This window comes from Pedobacter sp. UBA4863, from assembly GCF_002399615.1.
In the GTDB taxonomy this organism is placed as follows: Bacteria; Bacteroidota; Bacteroidia; order Sphingobacteriales; family Sphingobacteriaceae; genus Pedobacter.
The window spans coordinates 87,021-110,667 of the sequence record NZ_DHDZ01000046.1 but is presented as its reverse complement, the minus strand read 5'-3'; the positions used below and the strand labels follow the sequence as shown (position 1 = coordinate 110,667).

Genomic DNA, 23,647 nt, shown 5'->3' with positions numbered 1-23,647 from the left:
GTAAACTTTCCTTTCTCAAATTTTAGGTAATTTTATTCCTTGATTTGAGTGCAAGTTACATCCGCTTAGGAGTGCAAATGTTTACGCTTGTTAACTCGTTTGTTAACTTTAATAATTCTTTAGAAAAGTTAATATTTTATCATACTTTGTCTTAACACTCTCTTTCAAACAACGAGAATGTGAAGTTTTAAGAGAATTGTAGTTTAACTCTTTACCATTACTTGTAAAACACCTCGTAAGAGCTTCGAGGATCACGTAATTCGGGTCGGTAAAAGAGTGAGATTTTGTCCCCTTAAAAATTAATGTCAAATCATGTAGAGTACCTTTCCAAGAAAGTTTACTATTACAATTAATAAATAGCTGGTAGAAGTGCTCGTATTCACAATCAATATATTTAGCTTTTAGAAAATTATACAGAGCTTCTTTGAAATTATCATTATTCAAATATGCCTTCAATACTATTTGATTATCATTTTTATCTAACCGTTCATCTAGTTTAATTTCATAATTTGGAATGTAGAGCTTTATTCTTTTTTCAAGATTATTGAATATCCATACGTAACTCGCCCCAATTGCAGAAATAAAATTCCTATGCCCTAATTTTTCATTCGACTTGGCACGTTCTGGTAATGTTCCAAATTCTTCGTACATTAACCTATCGTGTACTGAAATTTGTTCTTGAAGTAGATAGTAAGGTATTTGCGGATAATCATCATTACCTTCTGACATATTGTAGATTTCATCTATTTCTATTCTATCTCGAGTTAATAACTTGTCGATGTTTGCATTAGTTACAACACTATCAAAAGTTGTTACTAGTACCTTTATTTGAGCATCAAACTCCTCTCTATCGTAGAAAAAATTTGACATTGCATTTTGGAGATTTGTAGACATAAAATTATACTGTCTACTCATAACATTGTCTAATTGTGTTAAAAAACCTAAATTTGAGTCATTTGCTCTTATTTCGTTGTAAAACTCATCATCCTTTTTCTTTCTAGAAAAAAGTTCAACAAGAGCTACAAACTCGAAACTAATTGCCTCGAAGAACTTTTTACTCTCATCTTGATAAGCAAATGCTTTTGCATTTTTAATTATATGGATAGAGTCTATGTAAACCCTATCCATCTTAACGAAGCTTTTCTCTATATTATCAATAAACACGCTCATAATTAAATGCCTATTATTGGCAACAAATCTACAACCTTATTCTTCTGCGTGCTTATAATCTTGCCGTAAATCTCTGTAGTTTTTAAATCTTGATGTCCCAACAGACTTGATACTGTATAAATATCTCCACCAGAAGTGAGCAATAATGTTGCATAAGAATGTCTTGCGCAATGAAACGTAATTTTCTTTTTGATATTTGCGTCCTTCCAAACCCACTCTTGTAAAAGGTGGTTATTCCAAGCACTATATTTCAATCCCTTAAAAACTCGCTCTTCGTCTTCTTGTCTTTCGCCTAATAACTTATACGCTTCTGGTGAAATTGGATGATACTGTAACCCTTTAGTCTTTTTCTGTCTAAAATGTATTTTCCAGCGTTGCTCCACCTCCGAATAAACAACCTCCTTCCAAACTAATTTATTTATATCAGACCATCTGATACCTGTCAAACAACTAAAAAGGAAAGCATCTTTTAACATTGGATATGAACAAGCTGTTTTTGCAAGTTTTTTAATCTCTTCCTCTAATAAAAACTCTCTAGCGTTTTCCTCTGCTTTAATACCTTTAACCCTCTTACCAGGGTTATCGAGTATTATTCTATCATTGAAAGCCTGAGTTAACGCAGCTTTTACCTTGTTAAGATATGATACAGCTGAATTTGTAGATAAACAAGTTTTACTTTTAGTCACCTTTGCTGTTTGTAGATACTTTTTGAACCCCTCAATAAAGTTTTCATCACAATCGCAGAACCTAATATTTTTTCCATTAGCGAAAGCTAGTAAATGCTTTTCTGCACTGACCCAGTTACCATAGCTGTTTGCGTTTCTTTTACGCTCCTTTGCTTGCTTACTGAAATATTCAAGAAAGCTTGCCTGCCCTCTAAAGCCTGTATGAATATTGAAATGACTTTCTTGCATTTCCAAAATTCGTTTTGCTTTGATTGTTTCTGCTAGCGCTAACGTACTTTTGTTGTGCTCTTTTTCAAGGTGCGATTTCGGATTGTCATAAGTGAACATTTTTAGATTTTCATACCTCGAAACACCTTGATGATAGATGTCTAACGATAAACTGCTACGATTGTTCTTCAGTTTATTCTTCTTAATTTTTACTCCCATTTTTTACTGATTATTAATTCATTACAAAATTAAAACCACTAAAAATTATAAATTAATCTGTGGGGTAAAACCTTTGTCAGCAACTATTTTATTTTATTTTAAAAGAAGCCAAAAGACACTATATGAAAAAACCACCGAAAATACGTTTCCTACAATTTTCATACTGAAAAAATTGACTCCGAAAATTGTAGGAAAATTTAATCGAAGATTTGTAGTGAAATGAAACCATAAATAGGAGCAAATTTATTTGTCCTAATATATGAAAACAAATACAACTATCTGATTACCAACTATTTACCGATACAAAACTTCGTGAAGATGTTTTCTAAAAGATCATCAGTAGTCACTGTGCCAGTAATCTCACCCAAATAATGAAGCGCCTGTTTAATGTCCATGGCTAAAAAGTCGGAAGTGATGGGGTTACCAATATTTTGCAGCACATTATTTAAGGAGTTTTGCGTTTGTTTAAGCGCCTCTACATGGCGTATATTGGTTACCAATGTTTCGCTCGTGTTAATATGGCTGAGGTTAACCTTATCCAATAAAGCCTTCTCCAGCACGTCCATCCCTACTTTTGCTTTGGCCGAAATGAGCAAGGCACCATTTTCGGCATAAAAAGCTTTTTGATTAGTATTTAAAAGCTCGGCCTTGTTCGCAATAAACAGATACGGCGTTGGTTGCTTTGCTAAATCTTGCAATTGCGTAAGCACGGTGGCCTGCTCCTCTTGTGCATCAACCATATAGATAATTAGCTTGGCCTGCTTCATTTTTTCCAAGCTACGTGCTACCCCCTTGGCTTCAATTACATCGGCAGTTTCGCGGATACCGGCCGTATCTATAAACCTAAACACCACCCCGTTAATGGTAATCTCGTCCTCAATCGTATCACGGGTAGTGCCGGCAATATCGCTCACAATGGCACGCTCCTCGTTTAACAAGGCATTTAACAAGGTAGATTTACCCACATTAGGCTTTCCTGCAATAACCACTGGAACCCCATTTTTAAGCACATTGCCAACCTCAAACGAATGAATTAAGCGTTGTAAGACTTTTTGTATGCGCTGTATTAAATCCCTCAACTGCTCACGATTGGCAAATTCCACATCCTCTTCGGCAAAATCCAGTTCCAGTTCTATCATACTCGCAAAATGGATCAGCTGCTCACGCAAACCTTTCAGCTCGTTAGAAAAGCCACCACGCATTTGCTGCATGGCCACTTCATGCGATGCCTTGCTATCCGAAGCAATTAAATCCGCTACAGCTTCTGCCTGACTTAAGTCTAAAGTACCGTTTAAAAAAGCACGTAGGGTAAATTCCCCTGGCTTTGCGGCCCTAGCCCCTTTGCTAATCAATAAATTGATAATCTGTTGGATAATATAGTTAGAGCCATGGCACGAAATTTCTACCACGTTTTCTTTGGTGTACGATTTTGGCCCAATGTATAAAGATACCACCACCTCATCTACCACCACATCGGCATCTTTAATAAGACCGAAATGTAAGGTATGAGTAGCTTGCTTTTCTAGATCCTTACCTTTAAACACTTGATTAGTGAGTGTTATGGCATTTGCGCCAGAAAGACGGATTACACCAATGGCACCACTGCCCGGAGGTGTAGATAACGCAATTATGGTATCGTTGTTTAACATGCTGCAAAAGTACAGTTTTCAATTGGCAGTTCACAGTTTACGGTTTTCAATTGACAGTTTTCAGTTCACAATTGGCAGTTGGCAGTGTAGCATCGTCCATTGACTATCGACCAAGCAACAACTAACCAACCAACTAACCAACTAACAAACAATTTACCTACTTTAGTGTTAAAAATTAAAATTTACACCATCTTTTTATGAAAGAAATGCCATTAACGGTAAAACGTTCCATCGAATTATTAGGTCTGTCGCTATGTATTGCCATTTTCGCCATTGCCAGCGATATTATTATGCCAGTAATCATGGCATTCTTCATCAGTATCTTATTGTTACCGGTGTACCGTTTTTTAAGGAAGTATAAATTTCCCGAAGCCCTGGCCATTATCCTTCCAATATTGATGGTTTTCATCTTTATTGCCGGCATTATATGGTTTTTTTCTGCCCAAATTGGGATTTTGGTAAACGATTTCCCTCAAATCAAAGAAAACGTAGCCAAACACCTCCAGTCGCTACAACAATGGATCAGCGGCTTTACAGATTTCTCCATCGCCAAGCAAAAGCAATTCATCACCGAGAAAAGTGACGACCTACTGAACATGGCTGGGAAAGCCGCCAGTGGTGCCGCTTTAACACTTAGCGGTGTCTTCGTTTTTTTAGGGCTTATCCCTATATATGTTTACCTAATTTTATTCTACAAAGATATCTTGCTCCGTTTTGCCTTTATGTGGTTTAAAGTAGAAGACCATGCAAAAGTGAAGGAAGCCGTTTACGAAAGCGAGTCGATCATTAAAAACTACTTGGTAGGCCTATTGATACAGATTACTTACATGACCGTTTTTTTGGGAGGGATATTAATGCTGTTTGGCATTAAACATGCGTTGCTTATTGGAGTAATCTTTGCCATTTTAAACCTTATTCCCTATGTAGGGGCTTTAATAGGCAATATCTTAGGCGTGCTCATTACCCTCTCCTCCTCTACCGAACTAAGCCCCGTAATTACCGTTTTATTGGTAATTGCCGTTGTTCAATTTTTCGACAACAACATTCTGATGCCCCGTATTGTAGGTTCGAAAGTGAAGATCAATGCGTTGGTCTCTATATTGGGCGTAGTAATTGGCGGTACTATTGCAGGCATTTCGGGCATGTTTATTTCAATGCCCCTCATTGCCGTACTCAAAGTAATATTCGACAGGAGCGAAGCCTTTAAACATTGGGGCATACTATTTGGCGATGAACGGCCCGCTAAAAGCCCCATGAGCTTTGCCATTTATCGGAAAAAAGGCCCTGTAAAAACCAAATCGGGAACAATAGCTAAGAAATAATGTATTAAATTGAAAATGATGAATTTTAAACCAGTTCATTATCGCTAATTTCTTGCTCCAAATTATCCGTACTTCTATTTCAGAAACACATCGTAGGCAAACCTTAAAATAGTACCGAAAACAACAACTAAGAAAAAGATACGAATAAATTTATTTCCTTTAAGCAGTGCTAACTTAGCACCTAAAAACGAACCTAATACGTTGAAAATTGCCATTGGAATAGCGTACTGAAAAAGCACATGACCAGTAGAACTGAAGTAAACCAGCGCAGCTAAATTAGTTCCCACATTTACAATTTTTGCGTGTGCACTAGCCCCAATAAAATCGAAACCTAAAGCACCAACAAAAGCTAAAATAAGGAAAGAACCTGTACCCGGACCTATCAAGCCATCGTAAAAACCTATAATTAAGCCAAAAAGACAAGCCAGTAAAAGTTGTTTTTTAACCGTATGATTTCTCTCTTGTTGTACACCAAACTGTTTGTTAAAGTAAGTATATAGCGCCACAACTATTAAAACCACCAAAATAATGGGTTTAATATGCTCGTTATTAATAGTAGTTACCAAATAAGCACCAGAAAGCGACGCTATAAAAGCCGCTAAAGTACAGCCTACCAACACTGTGATATTAAACTTTACCTGCTTGGCATACTTTACTGCCGCAACTGCCGTACCTGCCAGCGAGGGTATTTTTACCGTTCCCAGTAAAGTAGCTACCGGATATTGCGGCAGAATTAACAAAGTGGCCGGAGTTTGCAATAAACCACCGCCACCTACAATGGCATCAATAAAGCCAGCACCAAAGGCAACAAGGCACAGTAAAACGAGTTCAGCAGTCAATTATTTAAGTTTAGAGGCCGTAAATATATCAATTAATACAACTAATGGCCATAGCAGAAACTATGGCCATTAGTTGTTATTCGATATTTATTGCCTATGTTAAAACATCACTTTGTGCAATGTAAATTATTAAAATATTAGGGTTGATTAAGACTTAAGGCCTTACCACTTAAACTATAAACCAAATTTTCCTTTTCGATAGCTGGTTTACCATTTATCCATAGGTAGTTAACCCCACTTGATAACACTTCGCCATTATCGTAAGAATTATTTGCCTTGTATTTTTTAGGGTTAAACAAAATCAAATCTGCGTAATAACCTTGTTTGATTAAACCTCTTTTTTTAATGTTAAACGTTTGAGCGGTTAAATAACTAGACTTATAAATTGCATGGCTTAACGAAAACAGCTTTCTGTTCATCGCATATTCTTCTATATACCTCGAAAAGGTGGCATGCCCACGAGGATGATCGTTTCCACCATCCGAGCCGGTCATTACCCAAGGTTTTTTCATGAAAGTTTCTACATCTTCTTCACGCATAGAAAACGAATGTACCGATGGCGATTCTTTTGCTGTAATTTTCATTACTGCTTCTTCCGGAGAAATTTTCCAATTATCGGCCAATGTTTTTAAAGACTTGGTATTTATTTCTGGATTATTTTTGGCATAAATAAATAATTTATCGGCATCGCCAGTTCGGGCTGCAATTAATTTTGTAATACCGTTTAAGATACTGTCTTTTAGCGAGGCATCTTGGAAGCGCTTACGCATGGCCTTTACCCCACCATCTCTTACCCAAGTAGGTACAACTGCCGCTATTAACGAGGTACGAGAAGCAATATAAGGATATTGGTTTGCCGTAACTTTAACGCCATCATGCTGTGCTTTCTCTATCCAATAAATTACACTATCTCTTTTACTCCAAGCCAAAGGCCCAGATATTTTGATGTGCGAAAAATGAACTGGAATATGGGCTTTATAACCGATGTTTAATACTTCTTGTGTTGATTTAACCACACCTACGCCTTGTGCCCCCTCGTCTCGTTGGTGCGTATCGTAAATACCGCCATATTTAGCAGCAGCTTTACTTAACATTATTACCTCTTCGGTTTTCGCATAATTACCGGGTGTATAAAACAAACCTGTCGAAATGCCAAAAGCACCATCAGTCATGGCTGTTTCTACTACTTTTTCCATTTCGCTCAATTGCGCTGGTGTGGGTTGTACGTCATTTTCACCTAAAACACTTCTTCTAACGGTATTATGGCCCACTAAAAACGCCACATTAGGTCCAATTTTTAATTGATTTACCTTTGCTTGCGCCGATTTAATAGGCAGTGGCCCATCGCCATCGTTACCCACAAAAACGGTAGTAACACCTTGCATTACTGCTCTAGGCAAAATACGTTCGGTAGAATCTTTATGGGTTAAATGCGTATAGTAATGGGTATGTGGATCAATAAACCCCGGAGATAAATACAAACCTTTTCCTTTGACGGTTTTGTGTGCTTTGTATTTGTGTTTCAAGTTTCCAAAAAAGGCAATGGTATCGCCAGCAATAGCCACATCGGCAAGCACAGAATCTTTGCCACTACCATCAAAAACGGTTACTTTTTTAATAACATAATCGTAAACTGGTTTTTGGGCTTTTATCTCATTTACCGCAGCAACCATAATTACTGCGGATAAAGTGATTTTTAGTTTGTTTGTGATATTCATTACTAGTTTATGCGATCGTTATTCGGTGTTTCTTCTAGTTTCTTATTGGTTCCGTTAAAATTTTTGATCATCTCAAAAGTAGTTGGAATAGCCGATTTAAACCTGTCTAGCGTTTCTACCGAAATGTTAGTTTTATTAAAAGGCACTACTTTTACATATTGCTGTATTTCACCCGCATTTCTACCGTACTTATAATCGTAAGTGAAACGTCCTTCTGCATCTGCCTTTACATTGCTGTTCGCTAAGTTTGGCACCGAAATATAAAACTCACTTTTCGAACGCATATCTCCATTGTTGTTAAAATGGTTGTTCTTTTTCAGCGCATCATAAAGTTCTTTAGCTACATACTCTGCCGGATTAATGATGTTTACTTTCGCAATCATTAAATTTCTATAAATATATTTCCCGTCTTTACCTTTATAGTTATACAGCTCTGTTAAAACTTTATTAATTTCTTTTACCAAGTACGGATAATGTGTACAGCCTAAAACTAAAGCCTTTAAAGGTTGTGGCTTTTCACTTTTACGAATTTGCTCCATTAAACTAACCAAGTGATACCTCACGTAATTCTCTGTATCGTTAATTTGAAGTACGTTACAATCATCACCACTTTTACCATCACACAACATCTTACCATGATCGAAATTAAAATTATAAACATCCATTAAGGTTTTGTCTATTTTAAAATCGTTGTTTGTCAAAGATGGTCCACGATAATCTTCCCTAGGCTGTGCCAACTTACGGTTAATGAAATCTGGCTCGCCATCAACAGCTTCGGCTACGCCATGTCCGCCCTGGTTAAAAATCTGAATATCGCCTGTATAGCCTTGCTCTTTAGCCATTTTTAAAAGCGTTTTGCCGTAACCGTTAGAAGCCACCGTACCTACCGTAGCAAAAACACCAATAGCGCCGCTTTCATCTTTTGCAATTTTTTGCAAAGTACCTCTAGAGCCAGCGTTAATAACACCAATAACAGGAATATTTAAGCCTGTTTTTGCCATAAAAGCATCTACATCTTCTTGCCCGTAAGCCGTAGCCGTGTTGCAGGCAATTACAATAGCTTTAATTTTTTGTTTATTGGTTTGAAAATTATTGTCGGCACTGTTGGCGTAGTATTTTTGACCCAACAAAAATTGCGTGTCTTTAATGATATGTTCTTTTAACAAATCGGTTTTATTGGCTTTAAAGTAATTACCATAAGGCATATTGGCCTGATCTGCCAAATAAATAAAATTTTCTTTATTAAAATCTGGATTGCCATCCTCGCCTACTTGGGCATTGGTGTTGTTATTTTTATCGTACTGTACCAAAGCATCCAATACGGTTAAGCCACCTGTACCAGAATCAAAAACGCCAATAGCCAAATCTTCTACTTTTTCATTAGCAAAGTAGTTCTTGGTGTCGATATAATAGAAGCTTGTATCTTGTGCTAAGATAGCATTTTCTATTGCTCCAATTCCAGCGCTAGCGTCATTTACTTCTGCCTTTTTCCCTTGTTTACAAGCAAAAACGCTTAAAGAGAACGCTATTAACAATAATTTACCTGATGTATTCATTTTTTATTTTTTGATAAACTGTCCTACTAATTTCCCTGTACTTTTTCCTTTGTCGATTGCTTTTTCGCCATTCACAAAAACGTAATCCATACCTTGAGCATATTGCTCTGGCTTTTCAAATGTAGAGCGTGCCTTCACATTATTCGGATCAAAAACGATCAGGTCGGCAAAGTAGCCCTCTTTAATAAAACCACGATCTTTGATATTAAAAGTTGTGGCGGTTAAACCCGTTGCACGGTGTATAGCCCACGACATAGATAATACTTTCTTTTCCTGTACATATTCTTCTATAATTTTAGTAAAAGTCGAATATGTTCGAGGATGCAGTCCTCCGCCATCCGAACCGGTCATTACCCAAGGTTGTTTCATAAAGGTAACAATATCTTCTTCACTCATTCCAAAATTTACTGAAGAAATAGTAATAGCCGTTTTTAAAATTTCAATAGCCGCATCAACACAAGTCTGATTGGTTTCTTGTGCAATTTGATATACGGATTTGCCCGTATATTTTTTTAAACGAGAAATGTTAGACATTAGCACAATTCTTTGATAACCTTCGTCATTCCTTTTAGCTAAAGATGCTTTTATTCTTTCTAAATCTTCGGGATTATTTAAACGTTTTAGTGTACGTTCATTTCCTCCTTCTTGTGCCCAAGCAGGCATTATAGTAGCTTTAAAACTCGTCATAGAGGCGATGAATGGATATTGGTTGGCGGTTAAATTTACACCGTTTGCCCTAGCTTCATTAATTTTATCTACTACTTTTTGTGCTTCGCCCCAGTTATTTTCTCCGGTAATTTTTAAATGAGAAATATGCAGGGGAAGACCAGTTTTAGCGCCAATATTTAATACTTCATCAACACTTTCTAAGATTTTATTGCCCTCGCTACGCATGTGCGTATCGTAAACTGCGCCATACTTTGCAGCCGTGTTGTATAATTCTTTAATCTCTTTAGATTTACTATACATTTGAGGCAAATAAATTAAACCCGTACTAAAACCCAAAGCGCCCTCTTTCATTCCATTTTCTACCAACAGTTTCATTTCGTTTAATTGCGCTGATGTTGGCTGTACATTCATTTTTCCCAATATATTATCTCTTACCGGGCCAAAGCCTACAAAAAAGGCAAAATTGGTACCCATACCAATCTCTTCATATAGTTTTTGTTTCTCTGAAATTTGATAAGGCCCAAAACCATCGTTACCGGCAAATACCGTAGTTACACCTTGATACAGCCAAGCTAACATTTCCTGACGGTTTCTATCTTCAATCCATCGGTCTGCATGAGTGTGCGGATCTATAAATCCGGGTGCAAGATATTTTCCTGTACCATCAATAACTTCTTTGGCTGGTACAACTGCCTTGCCTATATAGGAAATCCGCTGAGCTGTGATGCCTACATTGGTAAAAACAGAGTCTTTTCCATCTCCAATAAAAACACAAGCATTTTTAATTAAAATATCTACTTTTTGCTTTTGGGCAAATACTGCCGAAGTTAATCCAACCAACAAAACAGCGATAAGGTAGATTCCTTTTTTAATCATTTTATGAAATTTTAAACATTGTTATATAAGTTAGACTTTAAAAAAGTAACTAACGACCTCCTTATCATAAAAAAACGTTTCAATTTTACATCGAAACGTTTAAATAATATATAAACCTAAATATTCAATTCATTACATTCTTTCAGGAACATGAATACCTAAAATATTCATTCCAGATTTAATTACATCTGCAGCAATTTTGCAGATATTTAAACGGTGTTGTTTTACTGCCACATCTTCCTCTTTAATAATTGGGGGCACTTCGTGGTAAAATTTATTGAATAACTTGGCTACCTCGTACAAATAGTTAGCAATAAACGCCGGACTGTAAGCCTTTGCCGCTTCTGTAATTTCTGTCGGATATTTTGCCAACAACATCACCATTTCCAATTCTGTTGGGCTTAGTTTGATCTTGCTATAATCAGCTGGGGCAAATTGATAATTGGCCTTGCTTAATAAAGATTTGATACGGGCATGGGTGTACTGTATAAATGGCCCGGTATTACCTTGAAAATCGATACTCTCTGCCGGATCGAACAGCAAACGTTTTTTAGGCTCTACCTTTAACAAGAAATATTTTAGCGCACCCAAACCAATGGTGGCATACAATTCCTCTTTTTCTGCATCAGAAAAATCGTTGATCTTACCCAATTCTTCGGTTTTCTGTTTGGCAGTAGCCACCATTTCAGCAACTAAATCATCAGCATCAACAACGGTCCCCTCACGGCTTTTCATTTTGCCGCTAGGTAAATCGACCATACCGTAAGATAAATGGTATAATCCTTTTGCCCAGCTTTTGCCCAGTTTTTCTAAAATTAAGAACAGTACTTTAAAGTGGTAGTCTTGCTCGTTACCCACCACATAAATCGATTTGTCCATACCAAAATCGTCGTATTTCATTTGGGCAGTACCCAAATCTTGGGTAATGTACACCGAAGTACCGTCGGCACGTAACACCAATTTCTGATCTAAACCATCGGTAGTTAAGTCAATCCATACCGAGCCATCTTCTTTTTTAAAGAAAACACCTTTAGCTAAACCTTCCTCAACGGTATCTTTCCCTAATAAATAAGTATTGCTTTCGTAGTAGTATTTATCAAAGTCGACGCCCAGTTTTTTGTAGGTAACATCAAAGCCGGCGTAAACCCAACCGTTCATCTTTTTCCATAAGCTTACAACTTCGGCATCGCCTTGCTCCCATTGCAACAACATTTGCTGTGCAGCCTTAATTAATGGTGCATTTTTTTTGGCTTCGTCTTCGGTTTGTCCTTCGGCTTTTAAGGCATCTATTTCTTTCTTGTATTCTTTATCGAAAACTACATAATATTTACCTACCAAGTGGTCTCCTTTTAAGCCCGAACTTTCTGGTGTTTCATTGTTGCCCCACTTTTGCCAAGCCAGCATCGATTTACAGATGTGAATACCCCTATCGTTCACCAAATTCACTTTCACCACATCGTAACCATCGGCCTTTAACAGCTCAGCAACTGAGTAGCCCAACAAATTGTTACGCACATGGCCCAGGTGCAAAGGTTTATTGGTATTTGGCGACGAGTATTCTACCATCACCTTTTCGCCACGCGATTTTACGGCTAAAAAATCTGGTTGCAACAGTGTGTTATTGAACAAATCAATCCAGTAGCTTTCGGCAATAACAAGATTTAAAAAGCCTTTTACTACGTTAAAGCCCTCCACTTCTGCCACGTTTTGCTGTAAATACGAACCTATATCTTTGGCTATTTCTTCTGGCGTTTTTTTAGAAAACCGCACAATAGGAAACACCACAATGGTTACCTGTCCTTCAAATTCCTTACGTGTTTCTTGTAGGTTAATTACATTTTCGGCAATTTCTTGCCCATATAATTCTTTAACGGCCTTAATTGCACCAGCGATGATAAAATTCATAATTGCAAAAATACATTAATTGTTTATTAGTTGTTTGGTTTGTTTGTTTTTTGGTTGCTTGGAAGTTGATGTAGCGTAGATATTAGAAAATCAGATTCATTTCTACTATTGAGCGTTAGCCCCCCTATCTGTTTTACTTCTCCCGATGAAAAATCGGGATACGTGTTCACTCCTATCTGGTTTGAATAGCAATAGCAATAACAATGCGCTAAACTTTGCGTCTTATTGCTGTTCGATATTTGTAATGTCGAACTCCGTATCGTAGGATTTTTAATCCGTTTTAAAATTCAGGTCAAAGACCCTGCGATAATGCTTCGGAATGACAAATTCCGAAGAGCCTGCTCCGAAAAATCGGAAACTGATATTACTATAGAAGTATGAATTGAGATAATTATGATATATTTTTTTGTGCAGCATCTTTCAAACTTAATAAGTTTAAAAAACTTACGAAGTTTCCAATATGCCAATTCGTTCACAAAAAGATAGCAGTGTAAAGCGGGAACAAAATCTAATAGATGCACCTACATTGCTTTTCAAAAAGTCTAACCATCCAAAAAACCAAACATCCAAAAACTAGTTAATTCAAAAAAAAGGATAGTTTTGTATGAACACCAAAAATAATATATGTATGCAGAGTAATCTATTTAAAATAGGCGTTACTACCGAAATTGGAAGATTAAGAAAACTATTGGTACACAGTCCGGATAGCGGATTGGGCAAAGTAGTACCTTCTAAAGCGCAAGATTGGCTTTTTGAAGATATTGTTCATCTGGATACCATCCGTAAGGGCGAATACGATTATTACACCAAACTATTGATGTACTTTTTAGACCCTTCAAAAATTAAAGGAAAACTAAAAGATATTGACAGTGAGACTGCAAACAGAGGTTTCTACAAACCAAACCATCCAAATTTTCACAACTCTAAAAATGTAGTGGAACTGCAAAATTTATTGGCAGATATTTTGGCTGATGAATACATCCGCAAAAAACTAACTGCCGCGGTTTGTGCCATTGAGGGCTGTACTTATCAATTACAGTTAAAGCTAACAGCTACCGCCCCTAAAGAATTGGCAGAAATTTTTATATCGGGCACTATGGCCGATGACACCATGATTTTTGCACCGGTACCTAATTTAATTTTTACCCGCGATGTGGGCACCACCATTAACAAGCACATTTTACTTAACAAACCTGCTAAAAAGGCCCGTGTTCGCGAAACCATGTTGATGCGCTACATCTTCTTTAACCATCCGTTTTTTGAAGCATACCAAAATAACATCATCGAAATTCCGGATACTACCATGCACTTTTTGCGCCCCGGCGATGAACCCGAATTTCGCACTACTTTAGAGGGAGGCGATGTAATGATGGTGGCGCCTAACCACGTGCTTATTGGCGTGAGCGAACGTACTTCGGAAGAAGGTGCAAACGAAGTGATTAAATTACTGTTTGAGCATAATGTGGTAGAGAAAGTAACGGTGGTAAAAATTCCTGCTAAACGTGATTACATGCACTTAGATACAGTTTTCACACAGGTAAGACGCGATACTTGGGTAATTTTGCACAGCATTGCGCACAGCCCTACTTACGACACTACCGAGCCTATACACTTTTTAAAAGAACCCGAAAAACTGGAAGCTACTACGGCCATCCAATTCCACAAAAATAAACCTGGCATTCCAAAAGTTTTTGAGCACGTAGAAGCGTTGTTAGACGACATTAGCAGAAATGATTTGGGCAGCACTACGCCTACCAAAATCATTTACAGCGGTGGCAATGTTTTTCCTTATGATAGTAGGGAGCAGTGGACCGACTCTTGTAACCTTTTGGCAATTAAAGAAGGGGTAGTTTTAGGTTACGACCGCAACGATAAAACGGTAGAGGCTTTTAAAGCCAATGGTTTTGATGTGGTTAAAGTGCAAGATTTGATACAAGATTTAGAAAGCGGAAAAGTAGATACAGAAACCTTAACCGATACTTTGGTACTGATGCCTTCGGCAGAACTATCAAGAGCAAGAGGCGGTTTTCATTGCATGAGCTTACCTTTGTTGAGAGAACCCCTAAATCCCCTCAAGGGGACTTGAAAAGTATAGTCTATAAATTGCTGAATTGTTTTATTGCCCAATCGTAAATCTAAAATCGTAAATTAAAATAATGCAAACCACTTCACACCTCCTCATGATACGTCCTGTTGATTTTAAATTCAACGAGCAAACTGCGGGCGACAATAAATTTCAAGTAGCTGGCAAACAAGAAAACGTACAACAAGAAGCTTTAGCAGAGTTTGATGGCTTTGTAAATATTTTAAGGGAAAACGGTGTAGCTGTAACGGTAATTAGCGATACTTTGGATCCAGAAACGCCCGATTCTATTTTTCCTAACAATTGGGTTTCTTTTCATGAAGACGGTTCGGTTTTTCTATACCCCATGCACTCGCCAAACCGAAGGCAAGAACGCAGAAAAGATATTATTAACGAGTTAGCGCAGACTTTTGAAGTTAACCACCAAACAGACCTAAGTTTTTTTGAACTGCAAGAGCGCTTTTTGGAAGGTACGGGCAGTATGGTTTTAGACAGAACCCACAAAATTGCCTATGCTTGCTTAAGCGTTCGTACAGATAAAGAGGTATTAGATAACTTTGCCATGTTGAGTGGTTACGAAGTAATTGCTTTTGAAGCGATTGACGAAAGTGGCTTTCCTATTTACCACACCAACGTAATGATGTGTATAGGTGAAAAATTTGCCGTACTCTGTTTAGATAGCATTAAACATACTGAAGACAAAATTACAGTATTAGAAAGCTTTAAAGCAACTCGTAAAACAGTGATCGATATTTCTTTTGAGCAAATGAACCATTTTGCCGGCAACATGCTCGAAGTAAAAAATAAAGCTGGCGAAAGTCTTTTGGTAATGTCTGAACAAGCGCTAAAAGCCCTACACGGCACACAAATCACCGCTTTATCCTCTTTCTCTAAAATTGTAACTGCCCCACTCTATACTATTGAAAAAAATGGCGGTGGTAGCGCCAGGTGCATGTTGGCAGAAGTGCATTTGCCATTAAAAGTTTAATGAAAAATATTCGATTGTAGCGTTTAGCCTAAAGCATTCGTATGGTTTAATAAATCCCAACTTAACATGAAGAATATTTTAACAACCGTATTAATTGCCCTCACCATTTCTCTACTTATTAGCTGTAAAAAAGATAAGCTCACCGTTAACGAAGAGCAGGTATTCTTACAAACCGATTTTAAGCCCTCCTCAGATTTACCATACAATAGCGGATGGCAACTTACTTTAAAACCAGGCGGCATAGCCGATATTTTACCTAGTGGCGATATTATTTATCGTGGCACTTATAAAATTTCTGGAAATCTATTGAATGTAAAGTCAGAACAAAGTACATTCAAATTTAAAATCGTATCTGAAACGGAGCTAGTAGAAAGCAACTATGGTGTGATTTTAAAATTAAAAACACCTTGATCAAAAAATTCCAGCAGCTTTCGCCAACTACGCATAAAATGATTAAAATCAGCAAGATGTAATGACTACAATCATACTTTTATTACAGAAACAGGAATATTTTAGTAATAAAAATATGCATCATGAAAACATTACTATTTGCTCTTGCAGCAACAACCCTATTCACGGCCTGTTCTAATAATCAGTCCGAAAGCACCACAAGTAACTCAAACAATACTGCTGCTACCGAAAAAAGTGCAGGACAGTCGGCCGTTGTTGACGATGTTTCTAACCCTAACATTGTTCAGGTGGCAGCAAAAAGTCCAGATTTTAGCACCTTAGTTACTGCTGTGAAGGCTGCCGAGCTGGCAGATGCGCTCAGCAATGCTGGTCCGTTCACGGTATTTGCGCCTACAAATGCTGCCTTCGATAAATTACCAAAAGGTACGGTAGAAGGTTTGTTAAAGCCCGATAAGAAAGATGATTTGAGCAATATACTCGGTTACCACACTTATGTGGGCGTATTGGATGGCGTTTTACTTCAAGACGGCGTTGAATACGACATGGTATTTGGTGGCAAAGTGAAAATTACCCAAAAAGATGGCAAGAATTATGTAAACGGCAGCGAAATTGTTAAAACCATAAAAGCATCTAACGGGGTAATACACATTATTAACGATGTGTTACTTCCAAAATAAATCAGTTTATTAAGGTCTGTGTACCACAGTTCTTTCCACAACTTTGTCAATCTTAATATGCCACACGCCTATAAGATTGACAAAGTTTTTTACATCATTTGTATTGCCATACCGGTTAACAATATCAAAATACCAATTCCCTGATAGACGGTTAATCTGGTTTTAAACATAAAAATGCCCAAAACTACCGAAGTTAGGGGCTGTAACAAACCAATAAGGGCAAAAGTGTACAATTGGGTGCTACTAATAGCAATATTAAAAAATAGTACACCAAGGAAACCGCATATTACCAACATTAAAATATGATAAGAATAAGTTTGAAATTGAACTACCAGCTTTTTTAAAGTGGGCAAGCTGCCTTTAAAAAACAAGATGACAAATGTTGTTATACAAACCACTATTTCCATTATCAAACTAAAATATAATGTCCCCACATTTTTAATAACCATAGGAAAGAAAGCGGCCGTTCTCCAAAACAACATACATAAAAGAGCGTAAGCCACTCCTCTACTCCACTTAAATCTAAGCATATCTTTTCGCAGGTTTTCGATAAACCACCAGCCTACAGTAAAAATGAACATATACAAATAACTCACAGCGGAGGGTTTTTCTCCATAAAATAAAACCCCAATTAGCACAAATATGAGCGTTCCCGCCGTTCCCATTACAATACTGATACGGGCATCGGTATGCTGCATTGATTTTAGAAAGAAAAACAAGCCCCAGTAATTAACAAAACATAGCCCAGCCGTAGTGATAACATCAAAAAAGTTTAAGCTACTGTAATTTACAACGTTCGCTAACGGAATGTAAAAAGCCTTTAGTTCAAATAATAGGGCAAATAATGCGAAACAGCTTGTGGTTAAAAAACTTCGAATTAAAATGAGATTGAGCGCAGACATTTGCCTTACGGGTTTTTCCCAAAAACAATTACTTACACCAAAAGCAAGCATCGAGAATATCTGGAAAATCATTTTTTAACGTAGTATAATTCTAACAAATCGTAAAAGCGTGTATAACCTGTTTGTGCAATCAGTTTGCTCAATTTAATGCGGTAATCTTCGTTACCATGAATAACAGCTAAGATTGAATATAAACAATCATAATATTGGTTATCGTTAAAACTATATTTTTCGGGTATTATATCTATAAACACTATTTTGGAACTTTCCATTTGCCCTGTTATAGCAAGCGCTAGGGCTTCAATAGTTCTAATCTCATGATAATGCACCGAACTGGCAAAAAACTCGCTGTAATTAAACGGATAGTACCCCAAATCTAAAAGTTCGCTAATTAGTTGGGGCATCCCTCCTATGATTAAATATTCGATAAATATAGAAGCGTAAGAATTTGTATATCGATTAAGCTCATTCTCTTGCTGTCTCAGATATTCTTTAACGGCAATATTTTTAATTTCTCCGATATTTTCACCTGCATGGTTACGCCAAATTGTTAAAGCTGCCATACGCCTAGCCATGGGCAAAGGCGACATATCCGAAGTATCATCTAGATTATTCAACAGTCCAAAAAGGTGTTCCGCTTCTTCTTCATTTTTATACAGATAACTGCCCAAAAATAACATTCCGTTGGCATAACAATGGGCATTATTGGTATTCTTAGCATTTCTATAACTTACAAGCCCATTGCGATAATATTTCTTTTTCAACAAATTAAGGTTTGGAAACCATTCCCAAAAAGTATCGTGGGCATTTTTAATTTTACCCAATTCTTCAAAAAAATGTACTATATAATCGCTGTCACCCTTTTTGTAGATTTCGGCAGCCTTATCCCTGCTTTTATAAAAAACCACTTCCCAATAACTCGGAATATCTTTTATATAATAATCTAACCCTTCGCCCGCAGGAGTTCGCTGTATTTCGTGATATAAATTTAAACTCGAACGATCTTTAAAACCATCCCAGCTAGAATAACCAAGATAATTACTTAGCGCATTTAGGGTTACTGGCGATGGTTTTGTATTGCCCTTTATAAGACCAAAAAATCTTTTAATGGTTTGTGTACTTAAAGCCGATTGGGATATCTTATCTGCCAACTCAACAACATCTCCATGGTTGGATATTTTTCTTCCAAAACGCTGACAAATCTCTTCTTTGAGCCGCTCGAGTTTATGGTGTTCTATAGACATATAAAGTGTTTGGATAAACTTGGATAAAAAGTTTCTGTTGGCAAAAATTATTCTTGTACAGGTTTAAAAATATAACAAATTATGAGTAGAAGAAAATTATTTGCAGAAATGCTAAAAGATGCCAAAGAACAAAACTTTGGCTACATTGGAAAAGGAAACATAGAAGCCAAAATATTAGTGATTGGCAAAGAAATAGCTACTCCCGAAACTGATACGGAAACCTTAAATGAGTATCGTGATAACTTAAAACAATGGGAACGCGACATCGACAAAGATGTATGGGATATCCCTTTGCGAGATAGAAGCAAATACTCGCCCGTGTGCCCGTACAAAGGACAATACATGAAGCGAGACGATGGACAGGGTAATTGGGGAACAAGCAGAACTTGGTTGCTTTACCAAAAATTGCACAACTATATTTTTGGCGCAAGTTACAATCGTATCAATTTCCACAAAAACTTCTTTATTACCGAGCAAAATGACAATCCCTCTCCAAAAGCCAAAGATGCTAAAACGGATGGTTTAGCAGAAAGAAAACACTTCATCAAAAACTCCGAATACTTCCAATCATTCCCGATAGTGGTTTTGGCAGGCTTGGGCTATTACAAAATATCGGAAACGCATAATGATATAGAAGATATGTTTGGCGTAAAATTTACCGAGAAAAAAATAGTGGACGACAATGAAAAGCAATGTTACTGGACACATTGGAATGAGAATAAAACTAAGTTAGTTATCAATGTACGTCAATTAAGTATGAATGTTTCCGATAATCTTATTGCCCAAATTGCATCTGAAATTGCTGAGATAGACTGTGACTTAACCGAAGAAGAAGCCGATGTAAATGAAAGCGCAAAAAAACGTTGGGAAAATGGCGGAAAAGAAATACATACCAAACACCAAGAAGTTGGCGAAGAATTTGAAAATGCCGATGAGTACAAAGATTACATGACTTGGGTGCGAGTTTCCCCTAACAAGGTATTGGGCGAACTATTTAAAATTACTTAAAGAGCGGGGTGCAAATTTCAGTGAAATATGCAATGGTTTTTATAACGAATCAACAACTAAAGACATTTAAAATGAAAATAAAAAACATCTTATTTATTACATTAATTATAGCATCAATTACATGTTTTGCTCAAAAACGGGTACTTAAACAAAAAACAGATACCGATTCTGGATGGCCAGGTGCTCGAGTGACTTATTCATATTATATAGACAATGACGGAGATGAAGTAAGACACGGCACAACTACCAGCACACAAAGCCATATCAAAAAACATGGCGGAAGCTGGACAGGCAATGAAAAAGTTTCGTTTGAACTCATAGATGGTGAAATGAATGGTGTACTCACAGCATCTTATAATAAAAAATACTGGCATAGCCAACACAAGTGGATAAACGGAAAACGACAAGAAGTTTTCAGTCTGTTAGCTGACTTCATAATGCCTGTTACAAAATTTAGAGTATCCAATGGTTTTTTAGATGGTAAAATCGATATCAATACAGGTTTAAGCCATATTATAGGAGAGGCCAAAGATGGCTATTGGGTAGGAAGACTAATAATTAAAGGGAAAGATATAAAAGGGCAGTGGAATACCATTTTTAATGAAACATGCGATCCAAAGAACGAAATAGCAGAAGCTACAGAAATTGATTCATACTTTTATAGGCTTGGTGGACTAGTTACAGATTTTCATAATATCGAAGGAATTTATCCCTATAAAATAACACTTCCAAAAGTTAGATATATTAATGAAGAAATGATAAAACGACATAACAAACAAAAGGAGGAGAAAGAAAAACAGAAAGCAGAAACGGAGCGAAATTATACCCGTCTAAGACAAGAAATTTTATTAACCCAAAAAACATTAATGTCATTATTTTATAAATATACATATCGACGTATGAAAGAGGATGAAATTATAGTATCCGAATTTAATTTGAATATAAATGAAGATACTATTCTAGCTTATAAAAATAAATTGGATACTATAGATTATGAAAATTATACATTCAATGATACCTCTAAACTTCCTCCTATAGAGTTAACATGGAATGAAGAAATTCCTAAAAATCTACAAAACTCTTTTAATTTATATGCATCTCCAAAATTTAACGAAGTATTTGGAAACGAAAATGATATTCCTTTTCCCATCAATAGAGGGTCTGGCAATTTTAGATTATATATCCAAAATCCCACATTATACTTAGAAAAACATAAAGAGCATGCTGAAAAACTAGATGAAAACAAAAAGCTACTACTACAAGAATTAGCTATATACAAAGAAAAAAAACAAGCTGAAAAGCAAGCTCTTTTAGCAGTCAATTCCGAATTACAAGAATTAGTTCAACAACTTAATAACGAATTTAAAAAATCTAATTCACAAGCCTATGATTTTCTCGTTGTTGAAGATCGCATAGAATTTATAACCAATGTAGGTTATGGACCGTATGTTAGAAAGTTTGGTGAATGGGAGGAATTAAAAAGTAAGCTACATAATTTTTGCTATAAAAAACATAAAAAAACTGTAGAGCTATTACATATAACTGAACCTAACATTTTAACAGAGAATAAGAGGATTTCTCTCAAAGACGAAAGTTTAGGTTACCTAAGGATAATAAAAAACTAAGTAAAGCCTTCTCAAAATCTTTGGCGCATATTCCTTTCCCCCAGCTTTGTCAATCTTAATCTGGAACACGCCTGTAAGATTGACAAAGTTGTTTTGCACTACATTTCGTTAATTAAACCCGATTGCAACGACAGCTCCCGATAAATCGGGACTATAGTGTAAAGCGGGGCTAACGCAACCTACGAAGCCCTAAAATTGCTTTTCGAAACCTAAAACTAAATAGCTAAAATAAGTTACAATAATAGCCTGATTTATTACATCGTTTATAGTTTTACCCTAAAAGTCTGCAAAAACAAAACGAACAGCAATAACAAAAAGATTACCAACAAGTTACAACCACACAAAAACTCTTCAATGCGATAAAAAAACCAAAAACTAAACAGCTTTTTTTGAGTTATTATAAAAATGTTATTTAAGCTACATTTTTTTCAATTAAAAATTACACTTTTGCAAAAAAATTAAAACAATGCAGAGTTACGAAGAGTTCCTTGATCTGAGTGTTGGTTTTCCGCAAGAAGGTTACAGCATTATAGATGATGAATTATATTTCCACGATTTGAATTTGATGGAAATGATTGAAACCTATGGTACACCATTGCGTTTCACTTACTTACCTATGGTGAGCAAGAAAATTCAACAGGCTAAACTGTTATTTCAAACGGCAATCATTAAGAATAATTACAGGGGCGATTACAAATATTGCTACTGTACCAAAAGTTCGCACTTTAAGCATATTGTTGAGGAAGCTTTGAAGAACGATATCCACTTGGAAACTTCTTCGGCGTTTGACATGCCTATGATTGAAGCGCTGGAAAAGAAGGGGAAATTAACTAAAGATACCACCATTATCTGCAATGGTTTTAAAACTTTCCAGTACAAGCAATATATTATTGACATGCTGCACGATGGTTTCAAAAACATCATTCCGGTGCTGGACAACAAAGAGGAATTTAACCTTTATGATGATGAGATTGAGCTAGATACTCCTTGTAACTTGGGGATCCGTATAGCAGCAGAGGAGCAACCAGATTCGCAATTTTATACTTCTCGTTTAGGCGTACGTATGGAAGATGTGATTGATTTCTATAACAGTAAAATCTCTACAAACCCTAATTTTAGGGTAAAGTTGTTGCATTTTTTCATTAACTCGGGCATTTCTGATACGCCTTATTATTGGAACGAATTAGAGAAATACGTGACCTTATATTGCAAGTTCAAAAAGATTAACCCAGAACTGGATACTTTAGACATTGGTGGCGGTATGCCTTTTAAGGATAGCTTGGTTTTCGATTTCGACTACGAGTACATGGTAAACGAGATTGTAAAACGTATCAAAGAAATTTGTGCAGAGCACGATGTGGTAGAACCAGATATCATTACCGAGTTTGGTAAATATACGGTTGCCGAAGCATCTGGAATTTTATACAAAGTGTTGGGCCGTAAACAACAAAACGACCGCGAAAAATGGTTGATGTTGGATGGTTCTTTCATTACCAATTTACCTGATGTTTGGGCCTTGAACCAAAAATACGTATTGCTGCCTGTTAACAATTGGGATGCGGAGTACGAACGTGTAAACTTGGGTGGCATTACCTGCGATGGGCAAGATTATTACAACCAAGAAGCGCACATGAACAGTGTGTTTATGCCTAAAACCCGTAAGGTACAATATTTAGGTTTCTTTAACACTGGTGCTTACCAGGAAGTATTAAGTGGTTATGGCGGTATTCACCATTGTTTATTGCCTAGTCCTAAGCACGTAATTATTCGTAGAAATCGTGACGAGACTTTTAACTTTGAGGTATTTGGGGAAGAGCAAAATAGCAAGCAAGTGTTAAAGATTTTGGGGTACACTTAGTTCTTTATCCCATTATTTTACAGGTTGGGTTTGGT

The 23,647-nt window shown here is 36.6% G+C and carries 18 protein-coding genes; 8 read left to right on the top strand and 10 right to left on the bottom strand.

Going from position 1 to position 23,647, the window contains the following annotated elements; translation table 11 throughout:
- Nucleotides 1–108 precede the first annotated feature (108 nt).
- The 3 genes from B3I52_RS12450 to mnmE form a co-directional block, all read right to left on the bottom strand.
- The gene (locus tag B3I52_RS12450) at nucleotides 109–1,128 is read right to left on the bottom strand and encodes a hypothetical protein (protein ID WP_293301716.1); all 1,020 of its coding nucleotides are present in this window, start codon (nucleotides 1,126–1,128) and stop codon (nucleotides 109–111) included.
- Between the two features lie 44 nt (nucleotides 1,129–1,172).
- Nucleotides 1,173–2,282 (bottom strand): site-specific integrase, encoded by a 1,110-nt coding sequence (locus B3I52_RS12445; RefSeq protein ID WP_293301715.1) that lies wholly within the window; start codon nucleotides 2,280–2,282, stop codon nucleotides 1,173–1,175.
- Nucleotides 2,283–2,572: 290 nt separating this feature from the next.
- Nucleotides 2,573–3,931, bottom strand: a complete 1,359-nt coding sequence (gene mnmE / locus B3I52_RS12440; protein WP_293301713.1) for a tRNA uridine-5-carboxymethylaminomethyl(34) synthesis GTPase MnmE — start codon at nucleotides 3,929–3,931, stop codon at nucleotides 2,573–2,575.
- A gap of 197 nt (nucleotides 3,932–4,128) precedes the next feature.
- Here mnmE and B3I52_RS12435 point away from each other — a divergent pair, with 197 nt between their 5' ends.
- A complete protein-coding gene (locus B3I52_RS12435) occupies nucleotides 4,129–5,253 on the top strand; it encodes an AI-2E family transporter (RefSeq protein WP_293301712.1) in 1,125 nt (374 codons plus the stop codon).
- A gap of 74 nt (nucleotides 5,254–5,327) precedes the next feature.
- Here B3I52_RS12435 and B3I52_RS12430 read toward each other — a convergent pair whose 3' ends face one another.
- From B3I52_RS12430 to argS, 5 genes are all read right to left on the bottom strand, one after another.
- The gene (locus B3I52_RS12430; protein WP_293301711.1) at nucleotides 5,328–6,092 is read right to left on the bottom strand and encodes a sulfite exporter TauE/SafE family protein; all 765 of its coding nucleotides are present in this window, start codon (nucleotides 6,090–6,092) and stop codon (nucleotides 5,328–5,330) included.
- Between the two features lie 137 nt (nucleotides 6,093–6,229).
- Nucleotides 6,230–7,810, bottom strand: coding sequence for an N-acyl-D-amino-acid deacylase family protein (locus B3I52_RS12425; RefSeq protein WP_293301710.1), 1,581 nt, complete (start codon nucleotides 7,808–7,810; stop codon nucleotides 6,230–6,232).
- 2 nt (nucleotides 7,811–7,812) lie between these two features.
- Nucleotides 7,813–9,366, bottom strand: a complete 1,554-nt coding sequence (locus B3I52_RS12420; protein ID WP_293301708.1) for a glutamate racemase — start codon at nucleotides 9,364–9,366, stop codon at nucleotides 7,813–7,815.
- 3 nt (nucleotides 9,367–9,369) lie between these two features.
- The gene (locus tag B3I52_RS12415; RefSeq protein ID WP_293301706.1) at nucleotides 9,370–10,911 is read right to left on the bottom strand and encodes an N-acyl-D-amino-acid deacylase family protein; all 1,542 of its coding nucleotides are present in this window, start codon (nucleotides 10,909–10,911) and stop codon (nucleotides 9,370–9,372) included.
- A 132-nt stretch (nucleotides 10,912–11,043) separates the two neighbouring features.
- Entirely contained in the window at nucleotides 11,044–12,816 is a 1,773-nt protein-coding gene (argS, locus tag B3I52_RS12410) for an arginine--tRNA ligase (RefSeq protein ID WP_293301704.1), read from the bottom strand.
- 628 nt (nucleotides 12,817–13,444) lie between these two features.
- Between argS and B3I52_RS12405 the strand changes: the two genes are divergently transcribed.
- The 4 genes from B3I52_RS12405 to B3I52_RS12390 all read left to right on the top strand — a co-directional run bounded on the left by B3I52_RS12405 (nucleotide 13,445) and on the right by B3I52_RS12390 (nucleotide 16,975).
- Nucleotides 13,445–14,902, top strand: a complete 1,458-nt coding sequence (locus B3I52_RS12405) for an arginine deiminase family protein (protein WP_293301702.1) — start codon at nucleotides 13,445–13,447, stop codon at nucleotides 14,900–14,902.
- A gap of 70 nt (nucleotides 14,903–14,972) precedes the next feature.
- Nucleotides 14,973–15,887 (top strand): citrulline utilization hydrolase CtlX, encoded by a 915-nt coding sequence (gene ctlX, locus B3I52_RS12400; protein ID WP_293301700.1) that lies wholly within the window; start codon nucleotides 14,973–14,975, stop codon nucleotides 15,885–15,887.
- 66 nt (nucleotides 15,888–15,953) lie between these two features.
- Nucleotides 15,954–16,298, top strand: coding sequence for a hypothetical protein (locus tag B3I52_RS12395; RefSeq protein WP_293301699.1), 345 nt, complete (start codon nucleotides 15,954–15,956; stop codon nucleotides 16,296–16,298).
- A 122-nt stretch (nucleotides 16,299–16,420) separates the two neighbouring features.
- The gene (locus B3I52_RS12390; RefSeq protein ID WP_293301697.1) at nucleotides 16,421–16,975 is read left to right on the top strand and encodes a fasciclin domain-containing protein; all 555 of its coding nucleotides are present in this window, start codon (nucleotides 16,421–16,423) and stop codon (nucleotides 16,973–16,975) included.
- A gap of 89 nt (nucleotides 16,976–17,064) precedes the next feature.
- On the opposite strand, the gene B3I52_RS12385 is transcribed toward B3I52_RS12390, so the two are convergent.
- Both B3I52_RS12385 and B3I52_RS12380 read right to left on the bottom strand, forming a co-directional pair.
- Nucleotides 17,065–17,949, bottom strand: a complete 885-nt coding sequence (locus tag B3I52_RS12385; protein ID WP_293301695.1) for a DMT family transporter — start codon at nucleotides 17,947–17,949, stop codon at nucleotides 17,065–17,067.
- Complete coding sequence (locus B3I52_RS12380) at nucleotides 17,946–19,121, bottom strand: hypothetical protein (RefSeq protein ID WP_293301693.1); 1,176 nt, start codon at nucleotides 19,119–19,121, stop codon at nucleotides 17,946–17,948. Before B3I52_RS12380 ends, B3I52_RS12385 begins: the two co-directional genes overlap by 4 nt.
- An 81-nt stretch (nucleotides 19,122–19,202) precedes the next feature.
- Here B3I52_RS12380 and B3I52_RS12375 point away from each other — a divergent pair, with 81 nt between their 5' ends.
- The 3 genes from B3I52_RS12375 to B3I52_RS12365 all read left to right on the top strand — a co-directional run bounded on the left by B3I52_RS12375 (nucleotide 19,203) and on the right by B3I52_RS12365 (nucleotide 23,612).
- Nucleotides 19,203–20,129: a hypothetical protein gene (locus tag B3I52_RS12375; protein WP_293301691.1), complete on the top strand. Its 927-nt coding sequence runs from the start codon at nucleotides 19,203–19,205 to the stop codon at nucleotides 20,127–20,129.
- Between the two features lie 71 nt (nucleotides 20,130–20,200).
- The gene (locus B3I52_RS12370; protein ID WP_293301689.1) at nucleotides 20,201–21,754 is read left to right on the top strand and encodes a hypothetical protein; all 1,554 of its coding nucleotides are present in this window, start codon (nucleotides 20,201–20,203) and stop codon (nucleotides 21,752–21,754) included.
- Between the two features lie 466 nt (nucleotides 21,755–22,220).
- On the top strand, nucleotides 22,221–23,612 hold the full coding sequence (locus tag B3I52_RS12365; protein WP_293301687.1) for an arginine decarboxylase: 1,392 nt from the start codon (nucleotides 22,221–22,223) through the stop codon (nucleotides 23,610–23,612).
- Nucleotides 23,613–23,647: the final 35 nt, after the last annotated feature.

Bases quoted from the DNA above. Each gene is read 5' to 3' on its own strand.
- B3I52_RS12450 (WP_293301716.1), bottom strand. From the start codon at position 1,128: ATGGATAGGGTTTACATAGACTCTATCCATATAATTAAAAATGCAAAA.
- B3I52_RS12445 (WP_293301715.1), bottom strand. From the start codon at position 2,282: ATGGGAGTAAAAATTAAGAAGAATAAACTGAAGAACAATCGTAGCAGT.
- mnmE (WP_293301713.1), bottom strand. From the start codon at position 3,931: ATGTTAAACAACGATACCATAATTGCGTTATCTACACCTCCGGGCAGT.
- B3I52_RS12435 (WP_293301712.1), top strand. From the start codon at position 4,129: ATGAAAGAAATGCCATTAACGGTAAAACGTTCCATCGAATTATTAGGT.
- B3I52_RS12425 (WP_293301710.1), bottom strand. From the start codon at position 7,810: ATGAATATCACAAACAAACTAAAAATCACTTTATCCGCAGTAATTATG.
- B3I52_RS12420 (WP_293301708.1), bottom strand. From the start codon at position 9,366: ATGAATACATCAGGTAAATTATTGTTAATAGCGTTCTCTTTAAGCGTT.
- B3I52_RS12415 (WP_293301706.1), bottom strand. From the start codon at position 10,911: ATGATTAAAAAAGGAATCTACCTTATCGCTGTTTTGTTGGTTGGATTA.
- argS (WP_293301704.1), bottom strand. From the start codon at position 12,816: ATGAATTTTATCATCGCTGGTGCAATTAAGGCCGTTAAAGAATTATAT.
- B3I52_RS12405 (WP_293301702.1), top strand. From the start codon at position 13,445: ATGCAGAGTAATCTATTTAAAATAGGCGTTACTACCGAAATTGGAAGA.
- ctlX (WP_293301700.1), top strand. From the start codon at position 14,973: ATGCAAACCACTTCACACCTCCTCATGATACGTCCTGTTGATTTTAAA.
- B3I52_RS12395 (WP_293301699.1), top strand. From the start codon at position 15,954: ATGAAGAATATTTTAACAACCGTATTAATTGCCCTCACCATTTCTCTA.
- B3I52_RS12390 (WP_293301697.1), top strand. From the start codon at position 16,421: ATGAAAACATTACTATTTGCTCTTGCAGCAACAACCCTATTCACGGCC.
- B3I52_RS12385 (WP_293301695.1), bottom strand. From the start codon at position 17,949: ATGATTTTCCAGATATTCTCGATGCTTGCTTTTGGTGTAAGTAATTGT.
- B3I52_RS12380 (WP_293301693.1), bottom strand. From the start codon at position 19,121: ATGTCTATAGAACACCATAAACTCGAGCGGCTCAAAGAAGAGATTTGT.
- B3I52_RS12375 (WP_293301691.1), top strand. From the start codon at position 19,203: ATGAGTAGAAGAAAATTATTTGCAGAAATGCTAAAAGATGCCAAAGAA.
- B3I52_RS12370 (WP_293301689.1), top strand. From the start codon at position 20,201: ATGAAAATAAAAAACATCTTATTTATTACATTAATTATAGCATCAATT.
- B3I52_RS12365 (WP_293301687.1), top strand. From the start codon at position 22,221: ATGCAGAGTTACGAAGAGTTCCTTGATCTGAGTGTTGGTTTTCCGCAA.